This window comes from Vannielia sp. ABF1_015 (assembly GCF_056160745.1).
Genome location: NZ_JBSWXT010000001.1, coordinates 484,155 through 505,583 on the forward strand (window position 1 = coordinate 484,155; position 21,429 = coordinate 505,583).

Here is a 21,429-nt window from a genome sequence, read left to right on the forward strand (position 1 = left end):
GAAAGACCTCGGGGCTCAGCCCTGCTTGAGCGCCACGTCGGGCGAATAGGCGATGAAGAAGGGGTTTTCGTAGCCCGGCTTGCCGTAGGTGAAGGGGGTGTGATCATCAAAGCGGACCATCTTGCCACCCGCCCCGCGCAGCACCGCATCGCCTGCCGCCGTGTCCCATTCCATGGTGCGGCCAAGGCGCGGATAGATATCGGCCTCTCCGGTGGCGACGAGGCAGAACTTAAGGCTGCTGCCGGCGCTCTTCATGTCTGCCGTGTTGTAAAGGCCGATGTAATCGTCGGTGGCCTGATCGCGGTGAGATTTGGAGGCGACAACCAAGAGCGCGCTGTTGTCGGGCTTTGAAACTGCCATCGGCACCTGTTCGCCCGGCTCACCCGGCGCGTGGGTGCCGGTTTCTTCGACCGATTGGCCAGAGGCGAGGGTGTAGAAGAGCCGTTGTTTTGCAGGGGCGTAGACCACGCCGCGCAGGGGCACGCCGCCTTCGACATAGGCGATGTTAACCGTGAAGTCGCCGCGCCGGTTGATGAACTCCTTGGTGCCGTCGAGCGGATCGACGATGAGGAAGGCATCGGCGCTTTGGCTGTGCGTGCCTGCCTGTTCTTCGGTGACCACGAGCACATCTGGGAAGGCTTCGCGCAGGCCCGCGCCGATAAGCGCATCGGCGGCCTCGTCGGCCACGGTGACGGGGCTTTCATCGGATTTCGACTTCACCTCGAAATCGTCAGCCTCGTAGATCTCCATGATCTTCTCGCCGGCTTCCAGCGCCAGACGACGCATCACTGTGACCAAACGGTCGAAATCCATTGCACTCTCCTATTGCTCGCGGCAGCGTCAATTGATCTGCCAGCCCCGGCCCCTTATGGTTTGGCGTCAAAGTTTCGGCAAGTTTTCCGTGCAAGATAGCTGCAAGAGCAGCACAAAGAGGCCCGCAGGCACATGTTTGAGAAACAAACACCGAGAACGCCCTATGGTTCGGCGTTGGCGATGCTTGAGCTCATCTATCACGCCACGGTACGTGAGGTGCGCAAGGGCCATGGCAACGCGGTGATGGGCCTACTGCTGAACATGATGCAGACCGTCGTGATGGTGGCTGCCTTCTATTTCATGTTCAGCGTTCTCGGCTTGAAGGGAAACGCGGTGCGCGGCGATTTCCTGCTGTTCGTGATGACCGGGATCTTCTTGTTCATGACCCACGTGAAGGCGGTTGGGGCTGTGTTTGGCTCTGAGGGGCCGACCTCGGCGATGATGAAACACGCTCCGATGAACACCGTCATCGCGATTTGCTCTTCGGCTTTGGCATCGCTTTACACCCAGATCCTTTCGATGGTTCTGATCCTGTTTTTGTATCACGTGGCGATCACACCGCTTTACATCTATGATCCCGTTGGCGTGTTCGGGATGGTGCTCATGGCGTGGTTCTCGGGCGTTGCGGTTGGCATGCTCTTGCTGTCAGCCAAGCCTTGGGCTCCGGAGGCCGTGGGGGTGATCAGCAGCGTTTATACGCGGGCGAATATGATTGCCTCGGGCAAGATGTTTTTGGCCAACAACCTGCCAGCGTCGATCCTGCCTATCTTTGATTGGAATCCGCTGTTTCATGTCATCGACCAGACCCGCGGATATGCCTTTATCAATTACAACCCCCACCACAGCTCACTCACCTATCCGATCTATGTATCGTTGGTGCTTATCATGCTGGGGCTGCTGGGAGAGTTCTTTACCCGCAAGCGCGTTTCGCTAAGCTGGAGCGCCAAACGTTAACGGCGGGAACGCTGGCGGCAGGGCTGTGCGATTGCTGGCGTTAACCGCCAAATTACCACAGCCACACCCTATGCACATTCCATGCACAACCGATGCATACGGGATTTCACCCGGCTTGGTGAATTAACCCACCGTTCTTACTGCTCCGACTCGTTTACGGCGATCAGATCACGGCCGGGATCGGCCAGCGATTCGGCGCTGGCTTTCCCCCCCATCGCGAAGACGCCTCGAAGGGCGGATGAGCGGGTCAGGTGACGACGCGGAGGGTGACGTTGAGACGGCCGCCTTGGGGGAGGAGGGTGGAGGTGCAGGGTTTGAGGCGGTCGATTCCGTGGAAGGCTCGCCGCGCGGCACCGGCGAGCACGCAGACATCGCCAGAGTGGAGCCATGTGGAAGCCGTGGGAGCGGAGCGCTCGAGCCCGCCAACGCGGAAGAGCGCATCATCTCCGAGCGAGATCGAGACAACGGGCATGTCGAAGTCGGATTCGTCGATGTCTTGGTGCAGGCCCATGCGGGCGGCCTCGGAGTAGTAATTGACGAGGCAGCATTCGGGCGCGCGGGAAACGCCGCTTACCTGTTTCCAGACGGCCAGCACTTCGGGCGGAATTGGGGGCCAATCCACGCCAGAGGGGTGGCGAGGTTCGTAGCGGTAGCCGCGCCGGTCGGAGACCCAGCCGCGTTGCCCGGCAGAGGTCATCTTTACCGACATCTTTTTGCCGAAGCGGGTTTCGGGGTGGAACATCGGCGCCGCCTCGGCAACCCGGCGCAAGGCGGAGACCATCGCCTCCTGCGCCTCCCGGTCGAGCAGGCCCGGATAGAGGCTGACTCCGCGAAAATCGAGCCTTTCGCTCATGCCCGTGCCGCCAAGACCGCATCCCATGCCGAACGCGAGACTTTCCAGCATTGCCGCATCCCGGCGCCGGAGCCGAAATCGAGCATGGCATCGTGGGTGTGGATGGCCCCCAGCCTGCTCGTTGCGGTCTGGGAGCGGATATTGACCGGGTCGATGTGCAGCCAGATCACATCAGACCAGCGGAAGGCATGGGCGAACATCAGGGACTTCATCTCGAAGTTCCAGCCCCCACCCCAGTAGGCGCGAGACAGGAAGGTGTAGCCAATGCAGGGCGTGCCGGGATCATCTGAGGTGGTGTAGAACCGTGAGGTGCCGATGATTGTGCCGCTGGCCTTCTCGATCACCACGAGCGACTCGCCATGGCTGAGCAGCATGTCGAAGTAGGGGCCAAACACCTCGGGCCGCCAGCGCTCGGTGGCGGGATGCCCGGCCCAGATCAGCGGATCACTGGCTGCCGCAGCCAAGGCCTGCTTATCGCCCGCTTCGAGCGGACGCAGCAGAAGCGAGGGGCCTTCCAGCAAGGGCTGCGGATCAAATTTGGGAGCGCTTTGGCCCATGCTTTGTTCCTTCTGTGCAATTCCACCCAAATAACGGCAGATTCCTTGTGCGGCATGTGTTGCAGCGCGGCAACCGGCTCCTTATATACCCTGCGAAGCTCGGTCGGGGGCCAAACTCCGGCCACTGGGATCGGGTGTCAGAGGCCTGACAGGATCTGACGTCCAAAACATCGCCGAAAGAAGAGGTAGAGTATAATGGCTAAAGTCATCGGTATCGACCTTGGGACCACCAATAGCTGTGTCGCCATCATGGACGGCTCGCAGCCCAAGGTAATTGAAAACGCAGAGGGTGCGCGCACCACGCCCTCCATTGTGGCCTTCACCGACGGTGAACGCCTTGTCGGCCAGTCCGCCAAGCGGCAGGCCGTGACCAACCCCGAAAACACGATCTTTGGCGTGAAGCGCCTGATCGGCCGCCGGTTCGACGACTCGGATCTGGCGAAAGACAAGAAGAACATGCCATTCAACATCGTTGATGGCGGCAATGGTGACGCATGGGTCGACTCGCGCGGTGAGAAATACTCCCCGAGCCAGATCTCCGCGTTCATTCTCGGCAAGATGAAAGAGACCGCCGAGAGCTACCTTGGCGAAGACGTGACGCAGGCCGTGATCACCGTGCCCGCCTACTTCAACGACGCCCAGCGCCAGGCCACCAAAGACGCCGGCAAGATTGCTGGCCTCGAAGTGCTGCGCATCATCAACGAGCCGACCGCGGCTGCGCTGGCCTATGGCCTCGACAAGAAAGAGAGCAAGACCATCGCCGTGTATGACCTTGGCGGCGGTACCTTCGACGTGACAATCCTCGAGATCGACGATGGCCTGTTTGAAGTGAAGTCCACCAATGGTGACACCTTCCTTGGTGGTGAAGACTTTGACATGCGCATCGTCAACTACCTGGCCGACGAGTTCAAAAAAGAGAACGGCGTTGACCTGACCAAGGACAAGATGGCGCTGCAGCGCCTGAAGGAAGCTGCCGAGAAGGCGAAGATCGAGCTGTCGAGCGCGAGCCAGACCGAGATCAACCAGCCGTTCATCTCGATGGGTGCCGACGGCCAGCCGCTGCACATGGTCATGAAGCTGACCCGCGCCAAGCTGGAGAGCCTGGTGAACGACCTGATCAAGGCGTCGATCAAGCCCTGCCAGGCTGCCCTGAAGGATGCTTCGCTGAGCACCGGCGACATTGACGAGATCGTTCTTGTCGGTGGTATGACCCGGATGCCGAAGGTGATCGAAGAGGTTACCAAGTTCTTCGGCAAGGAGCCGCATAAGGGTGTGAACCCCGATGAGGTTGTGGCCATGGGCGCCGCCATTCAGGCCGGTGTTCTGCAAGGCGACGTGAAGGACGTTGTGCTGCTCGATGTGACCCCGCTTTCGCTGGGCATCGAGACGCTCGGCGGCGTGTTTACCCGCCTGATCGACCGCAACACGACGATCCCGACCAAGAAGAGCCAGATCTTCTCGACCGCCGAGGACAACCAGAATGCCGTGACGATCCGGGTGTTCCAGGGTGAGCGCGAGATGGCTGCCGACAACAAGATGCTCGGCCAGTTCAACCTTGAAGAAATCCCGCCCGCACCGCGCGGCATGCCGCAGATCGAAGTGACCTTCGACATTGACGCCAACGGTATCGTCAGCGTCAGCGCCAAGGACAAGGGCACCGGCAAGGAGCAGGTGATCACCATTCAGGCTTCGGGTGGCCTCAGCGACGACGACATCGAGAAGATGGTCAAGGACGCCGAAGAGAACGCCGACGCTGACAAGGCTCGCAAGGAGCTGGTGGAAACCAAGAACCAGGGCGAGAGCCTGCTGCACTCCACCAAAAAGTCTCTTGAGGAGCACGGCGACAAGGTTGACGCCTCGACGGTGGAAGCCATCGAGCTGGCCATGGGCCCGCTGGAAGAGGCGCTGGAGGCCGACGATGCCGGCAAGATCAAGGCTGGCATTCAAAACCTCTCCGAAGCCGCGATGAAACTCGGCGAGGCCATCTACAAGGCCGAGCAGGAGAAAGCCGGCGAGGAGCCCTCTGACGCAGAAGAAGAAGGCCCGCGCGGCGTGGATGACGACATCGTGGATGCCGACTTCGAAGACCTCGACGACGACAAGCGTGCCTGATCGCACGTGATGTAACCCGGGATAGGCCGGTCCGGGAAACCGGGCCGGTCTTCGCCGTTCAAGGGAAAGGGCGATCAGATGGCAAAACGCGATTTCTATGAGGTTCTGGGCGTCGAACGCGGCGCGTCTGGCGATGACATCAAGAAGGCCTATCGCAAGAAGGCCAAGGAGTTGCACCCCGACCGCAATGCCGACAACCCGAACGCGGAAGACCAGTTCAAGGAAGTAAACGAGGCCTATGACGCGCTGAAGGATCCGGAGCGCAAGGCCGCCTATGACCGCTTTGGTCATGCCGCCTTCGAGGGCGGTGGCCCGAGGCCCGGGCAGGGTGGCGGCTTCAACCAGCAGGGCGATTTCGCCTCGGCTTTCAGCGATGTGTTTGACGATCTCTTCGGTGATTTCATGGGTGGCCGTGGGCGCCCCGGCGGGGGTGGCGGACGCCGCGCCGCGCGGGGCAGCGACCTGCGCTACAACATGCGGATCAAGCTGGAAGAGGCGTTCAAGGGCACGCAGAAAACCATCAACGTGCCGACCTCAGTGCAATGCGACACCTGTGAAGGCAGCGGCGCCGAGGGCGGGGCCGAGCCAACAACCTGCCCGACCTGTTCAGGCATGGGCAAGGTGCGTGCGCAGCAGGGTTTCTTCACGGTGGAGCGCACCTGCCCAACCTGTGGCGGGCTTGGCCAGCACATCAAGAACCCCTGCAACAGCTGTGGCGGGCAGGGCCGTGTGGAGAAGGACCGCTCGCTGAGCGTGAACATCCCCGCCGGTGTCGAGACGGGCACGCGCATTCGCCTGAGCGGCGAGGGCGAGGCTGGGCTACGTGGCGGACCGACGGGCGACCTTTACATATTCATCGAGGTCGAGCCGCATCCGCTGTTTGAGCGCGAGGGCGCGGACCTGTTTTGCCGCGTGCCGGTGAGTATGACCAATGCCGCGCTGGGCGGCGACATCGAGGTGCCCACGATTGACGGCGGGCGCAGCCGGGTGAAAATTCCGGCCGGGGCGCAAAGCGGCAAGCAGATGCGCCTACGCGGCAAGGGCATGCCGCCGCTGCGGGGCCCTGCGCATGGCGACATGTTCATTGAGCTCGCGGTAGAGACACCGGTGAACCTGAGCAGCCGCCAGAAGGAGCTGCTGAAGGAGTTTGACGAGCTGGGCAAAGACAACAGCCCGGGCAGCTCGGACTTTTTCAGCCGTGTGAAGAGCTTCTGGGACGGGATGAAGGGCTAAGCGGGGCGGCGGAATTTTCCGCCCCCCACCACCACCTAGTTCAGGTCGTAGGTTGGCAATAGATAACATGCCCGCCGGCGATGTCCTTCATCTGCATGCTTCCGCTGGAAAATTCCGAGATCTCGAAGCTCCAGGGTTCATCCTTGAGGCGCGCTTCCATTTGCGGAACGACCCCGGGGCCGAGGGAAGTGATGGGCACGTTCTCGCCGCCACGGGTGACGCGCATCAGGGTTTGCTCGGAGAGGGTTTCATCCAGCCGGGTGCCTGAGAGCGCCCATGTTCCCTCGACCTGAAAATTCATCACTACGCTGGGCGCGCCATCGGTGCTTTGGATCCTCACCAACCCATCCATTGTGCCGCCCTCGGCGTATTGGAGCACGCGGGAATAGAGATAGCCGGGCAGCTCGGCCTCGCAGGCCCATTCCTTCACGAAATCTGCAGTGTCTATCGTCTCTTGGCAGGCGGATAAGCTGGAAAGCAGGGCGAAGGCGGCGACGAGCCGTGCACAGCTCACCACCGGCGCGGCCTCACAGCTTGCGACAGGAGATGTTGACGTTGTTGCGCCCGCCTCTGGGCGAGAGGTAGAGGAGCTTCATCCTGCTGTCGGACAGGCTGCGGATCTTGTAGCGCCACGTGGGATTTTTCTTCAACGCGCGGCGTTGAGACTCCGCCTCCGCGCTGCGCTTGAGCTTGGTGGCGCGGTTGCCCTCTTGCACGGTGACATCCACGTGGTGCACCGATGTCACCCGCTCCACCAACAAGCCGTTCTTGATGCTCCAGCTGCCCTCCATGGAGGCCGTCAGCCGCGCGAGGCCCTTTTTGCCTTTGTGGGTGAGCTTGATCTGATAGGCCATCCGGCTGTCGAACCGGCCATTATCGCCAAAGGTGACGCGCCGGCCAATTCCGCGATCTCCGTTGGCAGCCTGACAGTTCCACGCGCCGGTAAGGGAGGCGGCAGCGGCTGGCGCGGTGAGGAGGCACAAAGCGAAGAGCGGGGCAATCAGCAAGATTTTAAACATGCCGAGACCCTGCCGTTTGCGCCTGTCTCGGGCAAGACAAAATGAATTAACCAATGATTTACCAAAGCCGCGTTACATCGTTGCATGTCACGCGCCTTTCACGAAGCCCCGATGCCGCTGTTTGAGCCCGACGAGGCAGAGCCTGCGCTACTGGCCGCCGGCAAGTTGCCCTCTTATATCAAGGATCATCGCAAGCGCCTGCGCGCGCGCTTCATGGAGGGCGGTGCGGCAGCCCTTCCGGATTACGAGATGCTGGAGCTTGTGTTGTTTCGTGCCATTCCGAGGCGCGATGTGAAGCCGCTGGCCCGGGCGCTGCTGGAGCGGTTCAAGGACTTCAACGGCGTGCTCTCCGCCCCGGTGGCGCGGCTGCAGGATGTGCCGGAGGTGGGCGAGGCGGTGATTGCGGAGCTGAAGATTGTGGAGGCGGCGGCGCACAGGTTGGCCCGCTCGAGGGTGATGGAAAAGCAGGTGATATCCAGTTGGGACCAGCTGCTGGATTATTGCCGCGCGGCGATGGGGCACCGGGAGACGGAGCAGTTCAGGGTGCTTTATCTCGACCGGCGCAATGTGCTGATTGCCGATGAGGAGCAGGCGCGCGGCACGGTGGATCATGTGCCGGTGTATCCGCGAGAGGTGGTGAAGCGGGCGCTGGAGGTGAACGCCTCGGCGCTGATCCTCGTTCACAACCACCCCAGCGGCGACCCGACGCCAAGCACGGCTGACGTAGAGATGACCGACAAGATCCGCGAAGCCGCCGATGCGCTGGGGATTGCTCTGCACGATCACCTGATCGTCGGGCGGGCGACGGAGCTTAGCTTTCGGGCGGAGGGCTATTTGTGAGGGTGGGCACCGCACTTCTCAATGCGCTGCCCGCTTGGGCCATGCGTGGCCGGTTGGGCGCTATTCGGCAGACGCGAGGCGCACCTCGGGCTGGACGTCGAAGAACATGAGATGCTCGCCCACCGCATCGCAGCCGGGCATGGTGGCCGTCAGCGCGTGGGAGGCATAGCCCTTGATACCGAGGCTCAGGATGTTGGCACTCATTTCAGCGCCACAGGTCGCCTCTGTCACCGCAGCTTCGACATTCAGCTGCACCTCGCCCTCCAGTGCGGCGGGGTAGCTGTAGACTTCAGCGATCCGTGCTCCGGGCAGGTCGGCAGAGCCAAGCACCGTCAGGAAGCCGCCTTCGCCGCTGAGGGCGCGGGAGGCCGTGGCGGGATGTGCGGCGGAGATATGGCCGCCAGTATCATACTCGGCCCCGTTCTCCAGCGCATGAAGCGCGAGGCCGATGTTGCCCTGCCAAGTGAGGGCCACGCGGCGGTGATCGTCGAGACCCTCCACCAGCGTCATCGCGAATGCACGCTCGCCGCTATCAAACCGCGCTTCGAAGGCGGCAGTGGCGGAGAGGGCGGGCACGGTGACGGTAAAAGTTCCGTCGTCGGCCGTGATGTCGGTAAAGCTGAGCGGCCCATGCTTGACCGTCACTGGCTGGCCGCCATTGCAGGGCGCGGTGAGCGTGAGCTGCACGAGCGCCGCCTCTTGTGCCGTGGCCTTCAACTTGAGCGCGCAGGCACTGGCAACGCCATCGGCAGCCGGAAGGCTATCTGGCGCGAGCGACATGGGCGAGATACTGGGCACCACCGAGGCCATCCGGACCGGCGCGGCGAGAGCTTGTGCCTGGCTATCCATTTGCTTGGGCGCGGGTGAGCTCTGTTGGAGCGCGGAAGAGAGGGGCTGGAGCGATGCCTTGGTTGCTGCGGCTTCGCTTTTTTCAGCTTGGCGATCCGCGAATTGATCGGCCATCGGCCCCAGATTTTGCATCAGAAAGCCGGTTCCGAGCGCGATGGCAAACACCGATGCCGCCGTCATCACTCGCTTTTTTTGCTTTGCGTCGATGATCATCATTCCCTCCGACACCCCTTAGTCGACATCGTTAACGTCTAAAGTCGGAGTTGGGCACAGACAGGGCGGAGTTTGGCCGATTCTGGCCAAGCGGCCCGTCAGGCTACGCAATATATGGGGGCACGTGAAATGGCGGGCCGCGACATCAGCGCGGTTTACCAAGCGGCAGCCCTAAAGCTGCCACATTTTCTGTTGCGCGATCGGAAACGATCTTAGGTGAGGGCGCCGTGGCAATGCTTGAACTTTTTGCCCGATCCACAGGGGCAAAGATCGTTCCGGCCCGGGTTGCCCCATGTGCTCTCGTCGTTCTCATTGAAGCCGGGCGCAGCTTGCTCTGCGGGTGTGGCACCTTCAGCGGCGGCGGGGGCCTGCTGCTGGGAGGCGATTTGCTGCACCAGCTGGGCTTGTTCCTCTTCTGAAAGGGGACGAATCTGGCCGAGCTTTTGGGCGACCTCTTCACGCAGACTGTCGAGCATGCCCTCGAAGAGTTGGAAGGCCTCGGTTTTATATTCGTTCAGCGGGTCGCGCTGGGCGTAGCCACGGAAGCCGATGACCGAGCGGAGGTGTTCGAGCGTGAGCAGGTGCTCGCGCCATTTGCCGTCGATGGTTTGCAGCAGCACCTGCTTTTCGATGTTGCGCATGGTGTCAGGGCCGAACTCGGCGGCCTTTTTGGCCATCATCTCGTCGGAGGCCTTGCAGAGACGTTCGGCGATGTCGTCCTGATCCACGCCCTCTTCCTGCGCCCAGTCGATGACCGGCACGTCGATGGCGAGCTTTTCGATGCAGGCGGCGTAGAGCTTTTCGGCCTCCCACTGATCGGCGTAGGTTTTGGGCGGCATGTGCTCGTCCACCAGATCGTCGACCACCTCGTGGCGCATGTCGGCAACGATCTCGGAGAGATCCTTGCTTTCCATGATCTCGCGGCGCTGCTTGAAGATGACTTTCCGCTGATCGTTCATCACGTCATCGAACTTCAGCAGCTGCTTGCGGATATCGAAGTTGCGGCCCTCGACCTTGGCCTGTGCCCGTTCGAGAGACTTGTTCACCCAGGGGTGGATGATCGCCTCGCCCTCTTTCATCCCGAGGCGCGAAAGCACGGCATCGAGACGTTCGGAGCCGAAGATGCGCATCAGGTCATCTTCGAGCGAAAGGTAGAAGGAGGTGCGGCCAGGGTCGCCCTGACGGCCAGAGCGGCCGCGCAGCTGGTTGTCGATCCGGCGGCTTTCGTGGCGCTCGGAGGCCAGCACGAAGAGGCCGCCCGCGTCTTTTACGGCCTGTTCATCGGCCTCATGCCCGGCCTCGATCCGGGTGCGAATTTCCTCGGGGTCGCCCTCGGGATCGGCGGCAATGGCCTCCATCACCTTGAACTCGACGTTGCCGCCAAGTTTGATGTCGGTCCCGCGGCCAGCCATGTTGGTGGCGATGGTCACGGCCCCCAGCTTGCCGGCGTCGGCCACGATCTGGGCCTCCTGCTCGTGCTGGCGGGCGTTCAGGACGTTGTGTTTGATGCCGGCCTTTTCGAGCAGCTGCGAGAGGATCTCGGACTTTTCGATGGAGGTTGTGCCGAGGAGGACCGGCTGGCCCTTTTCGTTGGCCTTGCGGATGCGCTCGACGATGGCGTCATATTTCTCGCGCACGGTGCGATAGACGGCATCGTGATCGTCTTTCCGGGCGATCGGCTTGTTGGTGGGCACTTCGACCACGCCGAGTTTGTAGATCTCGGCAAATTCGTCGGCCTCGGTAAGCGCGGTGCCGGTCATGCCGCCGAGCTTGTTGTAAAGTCGGAAGTAGTTTTGGAAGGTCACGGAGGCGAGGGTGACGTTTTCGGGCTGAATATCGCAGCCCTCCTTCGCCTCGATGGCCTGGTGCAGACCGTCGGAGAGGCGCCGCCCGGCCATCATCCGGCCTGTAAACTCGTCGATCAGCATCACTTCGCCGTTGCGGACGATGTAATCCTTGTCCTTCTGGAAAACCTTGTGGGCCTTCAGTGCCTGCGTGGCATGGTGGACGATGGTGGTGCTTTCCGGATCGTAGAGCGACTGCTCTTCGGGAAGAATGCCCTGAGCGTGGAGCTCGGTTTCGAGAAACTCGTTGCCCTCGTCGGTGAGGGTGACGTTGCGGGTTTTCTCGTCGACTGTGTAATGCTCTTCGGAAAGCGAAGGGATCACCTTGTCGAGCGTCATGTAGAGCTCAGAACGGTCTTGCGACGGGCCGGAGATGATGAGCGGGGTGCGGGCCTCGTCGATCAGGATCGAGTCCACCTCATCGACGATCGCGAAGTTGTGGCCGCGCTGATACATCTGGTTCAGCTCGGACTTCATGTTGTCGCGCAGATAATCGAAGCCCAGCTCGTTGTTGGTGGCATAGGTGATGTCGGCGGCGTAGGCTGCCTGTTTCTCGCCATCGGGCTGCTGCGGGTAGACCACTCCACAGGTGAGGCCGAGTGCCTCGTAGACGTTGCTCATCCACTCGGCGTCACGCTTGGCGAGGTAATCGTTGACGGTAACCACATGCACGCCCTTGCCGGTAAGCGCGTTGAGGTAGGCCGGGAAGGTGGCGACAAGGGTTTTGCCCTCGCCGGTCTTCATCTCGGCGATGTTGCCCTCGTGCAGGAAGATGCCGCCCATGAGCTGCACATCGAAGGCCCGCAGGCCGAGCGCCCGCTTGGCCGCCTCGCGGCAGTTGGCAAAGGCCTCGGGCAGCAGCGCCTCAAGCGCCTCACCACCCATGGCACGCTTGGCCAGCTCTTCGGTTTTTTCTTTCAGCCCTTCGTCGGTGAGCTTTTCAAACTCCGGCTCCAGCGCGTTGATCTTTTCGACCAGCGGACGGGTGGACTTGATCTTGCGGTCATTGGCGGTGCCAAAGACCTTTTTCGCGACGGTACCCAGACCCAGCATAATTTCTCCGCTCGCCCTGCCTTGACGGTTTTGTGTGGCTGAACGCGCTTGCCGCTCTTCGCTGGCCCCCATAGAAACGCGGGCAGAGAAAACGGGCTTGCGCCTTAGAACACAAGGCGATGTAAGACCCGCGACCCATAGTGTCAACGCCGCCGCAAGGGCGGCCGAGCAGGAGTAGATGTATGACCTTCCCCAAGACGATCGCGCTGGCTGCCATTCTAGCCGCAGGGCTTGGTGCCGGGGCGGTGGCTCAGGAGGCCGCGGCGACTGAAGAGACCGCGCCCGAAGCCGGTGCCGAAGCGATGGCGGATGTGACCGCTGAGACCGTGGTGGCGACCGTCGGCGGCGTGGATATTACCGTTGGCCACATGATCGTGGCGCGCAAGACGCTGCCCGAGCAATATGCCCAACTGCCGCCGGAAGTGCTTTGGGAGGGGATCCTTGAGCAGCTTGTGCAGCAGAACGCGCTGGCACAGCAGGCTGGTGAGCCTTCGAAGGAAACCGAGCTGACGCTGGAGAACCAGCGCAGCGGCTATCTTGCAGGCGACGTGCTTGAAGCTGCGGCGATGGACTCTGTCTCTGACGAAGCGCTGGAAGCGAAGTATGAAGAGCTTTACGCCGATGCCGAGCCGCAGCGGGAGTGGAATGCTTCGCACATCCTCGTGGAAACCGAGGAGGAGGCCCAGGCCGTGAAGGAAGAGGTTGAAGCGGGTGCTGAATTTGCCGAGGTTGCCAAGGTTAAATCCACCGGCCCGTCTGGCCCCAATGGTGGTGCGCTTGGTTGGTTCAGCAAAGGCATGATGGTGCCCGAGTTTGAAACCGCAGTGATGGCGATGAAGGCCGGCGACTTGAGCGAGCCGGTGCAGACGCAGTTTGGCTGGCATGTGATCATGCTCAATGAGACCCGCCTGAAGGACAAGCCCGATATGGCCGCCGTGAAGGACCAGCTGACCGAAGAGGTGCAGCGGGCTGCGGTGGATGAGGCGATTGCAAAAGCCGTTGAGGCTGCCGGAGTAGAGACGCCCGAGGGCGAGATTCCGGCCGCTGTGCTCAACGATTTCAGCCTTCTGGAGGACTGATGAGCAAGTACCCTGTTTCGCCGCTGGCGCCTGAGAGCTTCCCCGATCTACCGGTGATCGGGGGCGTGAGGTTTGCCGCCGTGGAGGCCGGGGTGCGATACCAGGGCCGGCTTGACGTGATGCTGGCCCTGCTCGATCCGGGGAGCGTGGTGACCGGGGTGTTTACCCGCTCTGCCACCCGCTCGGCCCCGGTGCGCGATTGCGAGGCCAAGCTGCGCAAGAGCAGCGAGGCAGGGGCCGCCATTTTGGTGAACTCTGGCAACTCCAACGCCTTTACCGGCGGAGCCGGGCAGGAGAGCGTGGAGGCGATTTGTGCCGCCGTGTCAGAGGCTGCGGATGTGCCGAAGAGCCGGGTGTTCACCGCCTCGACCGGGGTGATCGGGGAACGCCTGCCGCATGACAGGATCACCGGCAAGCTCGGCGAGCTTGTGGGTGCGCTGGACGAGGGCAACATCGCCAAGGCTGCGCAGGCGATCATGACGACCGACACCTTCCCCAAGGGGTCAACGCGCGAGGTAGAGCTAAAGGGCGGCAAGGTGAAGATTGCCGGAATTGCCAAGGGCTCTGGCATGATTGCGCCGGATATGGCGACCATGCTGGTGTATATCTTTACTGATGCCACGATTTCTCGCAATGCGCTTCAGGGCATGGTGAGCGGGCTCAACGAAACCACCTTTAATGCGATCACGGTGGATGGTGATACCTCCACCTCCGACACGCTGATCTGCGCCGCGACCGGGGCTTCGGGCGTGGATTGTGACGGCTCCGAAGAGTTTGAAGCCGCGCTGAAGGCGGTGATGAAGGATCTGGCGCATCAGGTGGTGAAGGACGGCGAAGGGGCCACCAAGTTTGTGACCGTGCGGGTGACAGGCGCGGCCCATGATGCCGATGCCAAGCGCGTGGCGATGAGCATTGCCAATTCGCCCTTGGTCAAGACGGCGATTGCCGGGGAAGACCCGAACTGGGGCCGGATCGTGATGGCCGTGGGCAAGAGCGGTGCCGAGGCGGACCGGGACAAGCTGACGATCAAGTTTGGTGAGGTTTTGGTGGCCGAGAAAGGCTGGGTAGCGCCGGGTTACTCCGAGGAGCAGGCTGCGGGCTACATGAAGCTGCCCGAGCTGGTCATCAAGGTGGATTTGGGCCTGGCCAAGGGCCGGTTTACCGCGTGGACCTGCGATTTGACCCATGGCTACATCTCGATCAACGCTGACTATCGGTCTTGAGGTAGAGCGCAAGTGAAGGTGGTTCTTGTTTCAGCTGTTGCCCTGATCGACGTGGATGGCCGGGTGCTTTTGGCCCAGCGCCCCGAGGGGAAGAGCATGGCCGGGCTGTGGGAGTTTCCGGGCGGCAAGGTTGAGGCGGGGGAGACGCCGGAAGCGGCGCTGATCCGTGAGCTGCATGAAGAGCTGGGGATTGAGACATGGGAGAGCTGCCTTGCGCCGCTCACCTTTGCCTCGCACAGCTACGATGATTTTCATCTGCTGATGCCGCTCTTTGCCTGCCGCAAGTGGGGCGGCACCCCGCAGGGCAAAGAAGGGCAAAGGCTGAAATGGGCGCGGGCGAATGAGCTGCGCGACTACCCGATGCCTCCGGCGGATGTGCCCTTGGTGGCGATTCTGCGGGATTGGCTCTGACCGGGACTGTTGCCCGGAATCGGAGCAAGTATCTTTGCTACTTGCCTCAAATTTGCGCAACTTTCTTGCTTGGACGATTACTTTGTAAATGAAATGTAAACCAAGCTGCGCTATTCTACCCCTGAGGAAAGCAACCTTTGGGGAGGAAATAAATTGCGGACCATCGTTGTTGGAAGCTGTGTTTCGGTGCAGGGCACCTTTGTGAAGGCGCTCTCGGACGGGCGCGTTGTTGTGCGCGTGGGTGAACGGGATTTCACCGGCCGCCCGGTTGAGACTGTCGCTGCCTGACAGGTTTTGCCACTGCAAATGCTGTGCACTGCCCGCGTTGGTGACGACGCGGGCATTTGGCTGTCTGGACCGAGTTTAGATCTGCTGGGGTTTGAGCGTTCTTTGTTTGGCAGGTGTGTGATGCGCACTTAGATCCGGCTTTGGTTTGCCAAGCGTAGCAGGGTACGCCCTGTGCAAGCATCTTGGAATGGAGAGTTAACCAGCCAGTTTAGCGGACACAGATAGAGGTGCTATGATGACGAGGGCCGACCGGGCCGCGGGGCCACGGTCGGAGCCTTGAAAGCTTGATTGGTCGAGCGCTTAGAGCGTGCGCTCGACTTCCTTGCGGGTGAAGATCTCGATGACGTCGCCTTCGCGAATGTCGTCGTAGTTCTCGAAGGCCATGCCGCACTCTTGGCCGGATTGAACCTCGGCAACCTCGTCCTTGAAGCGCTTCAGGGTCTTCAGCGTGCCTTCGTGAATCACCACGTCGTCGCGCAGCAGGCGGACACCAGCGGAGCGGCGGGCAACGCCTTCGGTGACGAGACAACCGGCAACCTTGCCGACGCCGGTGACCTTGAAGACCTCTTTGATCGACGCGTAGCCGATGAAGTCTTCCTGAATCTCGGCGGAGAGCAGGCCGGATGCGGCGGCTTTCACGTCATCCACAAGGTCGTAGATCACCGAGTAGTAGCGGATCTCGACGCCCTTCTGGTTGGCGGCCTGACGCGCGGGGGCGTTGGCACGTACGTTGAAGCCGAAGACGGGCGCACCGGAGGCTTCGGCAAGGCCGATATCGCTTTCGGTGATGGCGCCGACGCCGGAGTGCAGCACGCGAACACGAACCTCGTCGTTGCCGATCTTCTCCATCGCCTGAACGATGGCCTCGGCAGACCCCTGCACGTCGGCCTTCATAACGATGGGCATCTCGGCGACGTCCTTGTCGTCCTTGGCCTTCTGCATGAGCTGCTCAAGGGTGGTCGCGGCACCGGCGGCGGCCCGCTTCTCTTTGGCGGCGTTCTCACGATACTCGGCGATCTCGCGGGCCTGACCCTCGGAGCTGACGACGTTGAGCACATCGCCGGCCTCGGGAGTGCCGTTGAGACCGAGCACCTCGACGGGAACGGAGGGGCCAGCCTCGGGCACACGATCGCCCTTGTCGTTGATGAGCGCGCGGACCTTGCCCCACTGCTCGCCGACGACGAAGATATCGCCCTGACGGAGCGTACCGGTTTGCACCAGAACGGTGGCAACCGGGCCACGGCCAACATCAAGCTGGGCCTCGATCACAGCGCCTTGGGCGGGACGATCGGGGTTGGCTTTGAGTTCAAGCAGTTCGGCCTGAAGCGCGATGGCTTCGAGCAGCTCGTCGAGGCCCTTGCCGGTGTGGGCCGACACTTCAACATCCTGCACCTCACCCGACATCGCCTCGACGATGACTTCGTGCTGAAGCAGATCGGTGCGGACCTTCTGCGGATCGGCTGCGGGCAGGTCTACCTTGTTGATCGCCACGATCATCGGCACGTTGGCGGCCTTGGCGTGGTTGATGGCCTCGATGGTCTGCGGCATCACCGCGTCATCGGCGGCCACCACGAGCACGACGATATCCGTCACCTGCGCACCACGGGCACGCATGGAGGTGAAGGCAGCGTGGCCGGGCGTGTCGAGGAAGCTCAACACTGCGCCGCTGTCTGTTGTCACCTGATAGGCACCGATGTGCTGGGTGATGCCACCGGCCTCACCGGAAACAACCTTGGCGTCGCGGATCGCGTCGAGCAGCGAGGTTTTGCCGTGGTCGACGTGGCCCATGATGGTGATGACAGGCGCGCGCGGCTGAAGATCTTCTTCCTTGTCCTCAGCGGTCTTGATGACCTGCTCGACATCGCTGTCGGAGACGCGGACGACCTTGTGGCCGAACTCCTCGATGATGAGCTCAGCGGTATCGGCGTCGATCACCTGGTTCTGGGTGACCATCATGCCGTTTTGCATGAGGGCCTTCACCACAAGCGCGACACGTTCGGCCATGCGGTTGGCCAGCTCGGACACGACGATGGTTTCGGGCAACTGCACGTCGCGCACGACCTTTTCGCGGCTTTCGCCTCCGCCCATGGCCTTCTGCCGGGCACGCTCCTGCTTGCGCTTCATCGCGGCGAGCGAGCGCTGGCGCCCGCCTTCGCCGCCCGAAAGCGCCTGGTTCAGGGTGAGCTTGCCAGCGCGGCGGCCACCGTCATCGCGGCTGCCTTTGCCACGGTTGTCGCGGTTGTTGTCGCGGTCGTCGCGGCCATCACGGCGCGGCGCGGGGCGATTGCCACCACCACGCCCGCTGTCTTCTGCCGGCGCGGGGCCGGGTTGGGCTGCTGCAGCGGCTGCGGCGGGCGGCGCGTTGCGCTCGGCCTTTTCGCGGGCTTTTGCTTCTTCCGCTTCGCGCTTCTTGCGAGCGTCTTCTTCTTCTTTCGCCCTCAGGGCTTCCTGGCGTTCGCGCTCTTCGCGCTCTTTCGCCTCGGCCTCTTCACGCCGGCGCTGGCGCTCGGCCTCGCGCTCTTTCTCTTCAGCCTCGCGGCGCTTGGCCTCTTCAGCCTCGGTTGCCTTGGCCGCGGCAAGCGCCTTCAGGCGGCGTTCCATCTCGGCGTCGGAAATCCCGGCGGGGCGCTTGGACGGGTCAGACCCGGCGGCTGCCGCCGCTTTTGCGCCTGCGGTGGGCGCACCGGGCTTGGGCACCACAACGCGCTTGCGTTTGGTTTCCACCACGACGTTTTTTGTGCGTCCGTGGGAGAAGCTCTGCTTCACCTGACCGGAACGTGGGCCGGTACGGAGGCCTAGGGTTTTTTTGCCGTCGCTATCGCTCATGCGATGTTCGTCCTTTCCGGGGAGAATCCCCGCTTTCTTCGCGCAAAGCGCCAAGCTTTGCGGCGTCTTCTACAACACGCTTCGTGAGTCCGCCAGACGCAAGAGCGGCGTGTATCACATGTTCTCTGCCGAATGCCAAACCGATTTCGTTTGCACTCAGGCAGCCTATGAAGGTTCCTTTTCCCGGCGGCGAGCTCAGCTTTGACTTGCCACGCTCAGAACCGTCGAAAGCCTGGATCAGCACGCGGGCCTCCTCGGTAAGGAGCCAGCCTTTGACCTTTTCATACCCCGCCACCGCGCGGCCCGACTTGCGGGCAAGGGCGATGCTATCTGTTACCCGCTTGGCCATAAGCCGTTCAACCAGCTCAAAAAGACCATCGGGCACTGTGAGCTGGGTTTTCGCCGCGCGGGAAAACAGCTTCTTCTTGATCGCCTTTTCAAGCGAGGCCCGGTTTGGCGTAATCCAGATACCACGGCCCGGCAGCTTTCCGGCGATGTCGGGGACAACCTCGCCGCCGGGGCCGGCGACGAAGCGGATCAATTTGGATATAGGGTAGCTCTCGCCGGATGCAATGCACCGGCGTTCGGGAATCTCCCCATGTTCCTTATCGCGGCCGCCGCGACTCAGGCCCGATCCCGGAGCCTGAGATCAGGCTCCGGCCTCCTCTGCTTCAGCAGTGGCTTCGAACTCTTCACCCTCTTCCTCGGATGCGTCCAGTTCGGCAGGATCGACCCAGCCCAGCGAAATGCGGGCCGACATGACCATGTTTTGCGCTTCTTCCAGCGAGAGGTCGAATTTTTCCAGAATGCCGTCGTCCTTCACACGCTCGCCATCCACGGTTGTCCATCCGCCTGCCAGCTCCCAATCGGCGCAGGTGGCGAAATCTTCGAGCGTTTTCACGCCATCTTCGGCCAGCGCCTCGATCATCTGGGGCGTGAGGCCCTCGAAGCTGACGAGGCTGTCTTCCACGCCAAGTTCACGGGCATGCTCGAGCGCCTTGCGGTTTTGCTCTTCGAGATAGTCGCGGGCGCGGGCCTGAAGCTCTCCGGCGGTGCCTTCATCGACACCGTCGATCACCAGCAGCTCGTCGAGCTCGACATAGGCGACCTCTTCGAGCGAGGTGAAGCCTTCAGACACCAGCAGCTGGGCGAAGAATTCGTCCAGATCGAGCGTATCCATGAAGAGCTTGGTGCGCTCTTCGAACTCGGCCTGACGGCGGGCACTCTCTTCTTCCTCAGTGAGGATGTCGATGTCGAGCGAGGTGAGTTGCGAGGCGAGGCGCACGTTCTGGCCGCGACGGCCAATGGCGAGCGAAAGCTGCTCGTCGGGCACCACGACCTCGATCTTGCCCGCCTCTTCGTCGAGCACCACCTTGGAGACCTCGGCGGGCTGCAGGGCGTTGACGAGGAAAGTCGGCTGATCGTCGTTCCAGGGGATGATGTCGATCTTCTCGCCCTGAAGCTCGTTGACCACGGCCTGAACGCGGCTACCGCGCATACCGACACAGGCACCGACCGGGTCGATCGAGCCATCGTAGGAGATGACGGCGATCTTGGCGCGGGAGCCGGGATCACGGGCGACGGCCTTGATCTCGATGATGCCGTCGTAGATTTCGGGCACTTCCATCTTGAAGAGCTCGGCCATGAACTCGGGCGCGGTGCGCGACAGGAAGATCTGCGGGCCGCGCTGCTCGCGGCGCACGTCCTTGATATACACCCGGATGCGGTCGCCGGGGCGATAGCTTTCACGGCCGATTTTCTCGTTGCGACGCAGCACCGCCTCGCCCGCGCCGATATCGACAATGACGTTGCCATACTCTTCACGCTTCACCAGACCGTTGATGATGGTGCCGGCGCGGTCTTTGAACTCTTCGTACTGACGATCACGCTCGGCTTCGCGGACCTTTTGCAGGATGACCTGCTTGGCCGATTGCGCGGCGATCCGGCCCATTTCGACGGGCGGAACCTCATCGACCAGCTCGTCGCCATCGGCGGGCGGTGCGGTTTGGTCGACGCCTTCGGCCAGTGCCTTGTCGATCTCGGACGGGGTGCGCAGGAGGAAGCGGCGGATCGGGCGAGGCTCTTCATCCTCGGCCTCAGGCTGCGACATGCCGGAGACGACGATGTAATCTTTGCCGTGGGTGCCGAGGCTTTGCTTGGCGGCCTCATGGGTCATCTCGGCCTGATAGTTTTCCAGATCAGGCTCGCCGACGACGGTGCGGATGCGGGTGAAGGTAGCGCGCCCGGTCTTGCGGTCGATCGCCACGCGGATGTCCATCTCTGCGCCGTAGCGCGACTTGGCGGCACGGGCGAGGCTTTCTTCCATCGCTTCGATAACCAAGCCAGGGTCGATCATCTTTTCCCGGGCCACGGCCTCGGCGGTTTGCAGCAACTCCAGCTGGTTTGCGGAAGTAATGGCCATCAGTTGTCCTCCTGACCGTCCATGAGGGTTTGCACCTCGTCAAATTGGGTTTCGTCGACTTCGCCGGCGTCCTTGCGGTGGCGCAGCACGTCGCGGATGAGTTCGTCGGTGAGCACGAGCTTGGCGTCGGAGAGCCAGTCGAACTGCAGGCCGATGGTGAGTGGCTCGCCGTGCTCTTCGATCTCGATCAGCACTTCGGAGCCCTCGGTGCCCGCCAGCTCGCCCTTGAAGCGGCGGCGGCCGTCGATCATTTCGGTGGTTTCCAGCTTGGCCTCGTAGCCTTCCCAGCGGTCAAAATCCTTGAGCCGGGTCAGGGGCCGGTCGATGCCGGGGGAGGAAACTTCGAGCGTATACTCATCCTCGATCGGGTCTTCGACGTCGAGCACGGCAGAAACGGCGGTGGAGATGCGGGCGCAGTCATCCACCTCGATGCCGCCCTCGGGCTTCTCGGCCATGATTTGAAGGTTCGCGGTTTTGCCACCCATCAACCGCAGGCGCACCAGCTCGAAGCCCATGCCTTCAAGCACGGGCGAGACGATCTCGGCCATGCGCTGATCCATTCCGGTCTTGGCGATAAGGTCGGTCATGATCTGGGTAGGGGCCTTTCGGGCACAAAAAAAACGGGCGCTGCGGCCCGTCGGATTTTCCGGTGGAGTGTCGGGGGTGGAGGCCGACGCTGCCGCTGTTGAGGGGGATATAGGCCTGTGCGGGGCGAATCGCAAGGGGGTTTGGTTGTGGGCGTTGCGGGGGGCGAGAAAGTTATTACGATAGGTTGTGGGGATTGCGTGGTTTGAGTGGTTTGAGCGGGTCTATGCAGCTGATGTTGAGAGCGACCAGCAT

Annotated in this window: 19 protein-coding genes; 8 read left to right on the plus strand and 11 right to left on the minus strand. The window is 62.1% G+C overall.

Annotated elements, in window-relative coordinates; genetic code table 11:
* Positions 1-15 precede the first annotated feature (15 nt).
* A complete protein-coding gene (gene cysQ, locus ACXAG6_RS02425; RefSeq protein WP_475334675.1) occupies positions 16-813 on the minus strand; it encodes a 3'(2'),5'-bisphosphate nucleotidase CysQ in 798 nt (265 codons plus the stop codon).
* Positions 814-945: 132 nt separating this feature from the next.
* On the opposite strand from cysQ, the gene ACXAG6_RS02430 reads away from it, so the two are divergent.
* Complete coding sequence (locus ACXAG6_RS02430; RefSeq protein ID WP_140012448.1) at positions 946-1,767, plus strand: ABC transporter permease; 822 nt, start codon at positions 946-948, stop codon at positions 1,765-1,767.
* Between the two features lie 247 nt (positions 1,768-2,014).
* On the opposite strand, the gene ACXAG6_RS02435 is transcribed toward ACXAG6_RS02430, so the two are convergent.
* Both ACXAG6_RS02435 and ACXAG6_RS02440 read right to left on the minus strand, forming a co-directional pair.
* A complete protein-coding gene (locus ACXAG6_RS02435; protein WP_475334677.1) occupies positions 2,015-2,620 on the minus strand; it encodes an alpha-ketoglutarate-dependent dioxygenase AlkB family protein in 606 nt (201 codons plus the stop codon).
* On the minus strand, positions 2,617-3,177 hold the full coding sequence (locus ACXAG6_RS02440; RefSeq protein WP_475334679.1) for a GNAT family N-acetyltransferase: 561 nt from the start codon (positions 3,175-3,177) through the stop codon (positions 2,617-2,619). The genes ACXAG6_RS02435 and ACXAG6_RS02440 overlap by 4 nt, the downstream gene beginning before the upstream one ends.
* A 195-nt stretch (positions 3,178-3,372) precedes the next feature.
* On the opposite strand from ACXAG6_RS02440, the gene dnaK reads away from it, so the two are divergent.
* Positions 3,373-5,289: a molecular chaperone DnaK gene (gene dnaK, locus ACXAG6_RS02445; RefSeq protein WP_475334682.1), complete on the plus strand. Its 1,917-nt coding sequence runs from the start codon at positions 3,373-3,375 to the stop codon at positions 5,287-5,289.
* 78 nt (positions 5,290-5,367) lie between these two features.
* Positions 5,368-6,522, plus strand: coding sequence for a molecular chaperone DnaJ (gene dnaJ / locus ACXAG6_RS02450; protein WP_140012452.1), 1,155 nt, complete (start codon positions 5,368-5,370; stop codon positions 6,520-6,522).
* A gap of 40 nt (positions 6,523-6,562) precedes the next feature.
* Here dnaJ and ACXAG6_RS02455 read toward each other — a convergent pair whose 3' ends face one another.
* Both ACXAG6_RS02455 and ACXAG6_RS02460 read right to left on the minus strand, forming a co-directional pair.
* A complete protein-coding gene (locus ACXAG6_RS02455) occupies positions 6,563-7,036 on the minus strand; it encodes a hypothetical protein (RefSeq protein WP_475334684.1) in 474 nt (157 codons plus the stop codon).
* Positions 7,037-7,049: 13 nt separating this feature from the next.
* Positions 7,050-7,541 carry a hypothetical protein gene (locus ACXAG6_RS02460; protein WP_475334685.1) on the minus strand — a complete coding sequence of 164 codons (492 nt, stop codon included), beginning with the start codon at positions 7,539-7,541 and terminating at the stop codon, positions 7,050-7,052.
* 84 nt (positions 7,542-7,625) lie between these two features.
* Here ACXAG6_RS02460 and radC point away from each other — a divergent pair, with 84 nt between their 5' ends.
* Positions 7,626-8,381, plus strand: a complete 756-nt coding sequence (radC, locus tag ACXAG6_RS02465) for a RadC family protein (protein WP_475334687.1) — start codon at positions 7,626-7,628, stop codon at positions 8,379-8,381.
* Positions 8,382-8,441: 60 nt separating this feature from the next.
* Here the strand turns inward: radC and ACXAG6_RS02470 are convergent, their stop codons facing one another.
* Together ACXAG6_RS02470 and secA are read right to left on the minus strand one after the other, a co-directional pair.
* Positions 8,442-9,410, minus strand: coding sequence for a hypothetical protein (locus ACXAG6_RS02470; protein WP_475334689.1), 969 nt, complete (start codon positions 9,408-9,410; stop codon positions 8,442-8,444).
* A gap of 245 nt (positions 9,411-9,655) precedes the next feature.
* Complete coding sequence (gene secA / locus ACXAG6_RS02475) at positions 9,656-12,340, minus strand: preprotein translocase subunit SecA (protein WP_475334691.1); 2,685 nt, start codon at positions 12,338-12,340, stop codon at positions 9,656-9,658.
* A gap of 182 nt (positions 12,341-12,522) precedes the next feature.
* On the opposite strand from secA, the gene ACXAG6_RS02480 reads away from it, so the two are divergent.
* From ACXAG6_RS02480 to ACXAG6_RS02495, 4 genes are all read left to right on the plus strand, one after another.
* A complete protein-coding gene (locus ACXAG6_RS02480) occupies positions 12,523-13,419 on the plus strand; it encodes a peptidylprolyl isomerase (RefSeq protein WP_140012459.1) in 897 nt (298 codons plus the stop codon).
* Positions 13,419-14,642: a bifunctional glutamate N-acetyltransferase/amino-acid acetyltransferase ArgJ gene (gene argJ, locus ACXAG6_RS02485; protein ID WP_475334694.1), complete on the plus strand. Its 1,224-nt coding sequence runs from the start codon at positions 13,419-13,421 to the stop codon at positions 14,640-14,642. The genes ACXAG6_RS02480 and argJ overlap by 1 nt, the downstream gene beginning before the upstream one ends.
* 12 nt (positions 14,643-14,654) lie before the next feature.
* The gene (mutT, locus tag ACXAG6_RS02490) at positions 14,655-15,053 is read left to right on the plus strand and encodes an 8-oxo-dGTP diphosphatase MutT (RefSeq protein ID WP_475334696.1); all 399 of its coding nucleotides are present in this window, start codon (positions 14,655-14,657) and stop codon (positions 15,051-15,053) included.
* A 153-nt stretch (positions 15,054-15,206) separates the two neighbouring features.
* Complete coding sequence (locus tag ACXAG6_RS02495; protein WP_256377569.1) at positions 15,207-15,341, plus strand: hypothetical protein; 135 nt, start codon at positions 15,207-15,209, stop codon at positions 15,339-15,341.
* Between the two features lie 300 nt (positions 15,342-15,641).
* On the opposite strand, the gene infB is transcribed toward ACXAG6_RS02495, so the two are convergent.
* The 4 genes from infB to rimP are packed head-to-tail and all read right to left on the minus strand — an operon-like array spanning position 15,642 to position 21,176.
* The gene (gene infB, locus ACXAG6_RS02500) at positions 15,642-18,167 is read right to left on the minus strand and encodes a translation initiation factor IF-2 (protein ID WP_475334699.1); all 2,526 of its coding nucleotides are present in this window, start codon (positions 18,165-18,167) and stop codon (positions 15,642-15,644) included.
* A complete protein-coding gene (locus tag ACXAG6_RS02505; protein WP_475337904.1) occupies positions 18,157-18,795 on the minus strand; it encodes an RNA-binding protein in 639 nt (212 codons plus the stop codon). Before ACXAG6_RS02505 ends, infB begins: the two co-directional genes overlap by 11 nt.
* 21 nt (positions 18,796-18,816) lie before the next feature.
* Positions 18,817-20,589: a transcription termination factor NusA gene (gene nusA / locus ACXAG6_RS02510; RefSeq protein WP_475334701.1), complete on the minus strand. Its 1,773-nt coding sequence runs from the start codon at positions 20,587-20,589 to the stop codon at positions 18,817-18,819.
* A complete protein-coding gene (gene rimP / locus ACXAG6_RS02515) occupies positions 20,589-21,176 on the minus strand; it encodes a ribosome maturation factor RimP (RefSeq protein WP_140012465.1) in 588 nt (195 codons plus the stop codon). The genes nusA and rimP overlap by 1 nt, the downstream gene beginning before the upstream one ends.
* Positions 21,177-21,429: the final 253 nt, after the last annotated feature.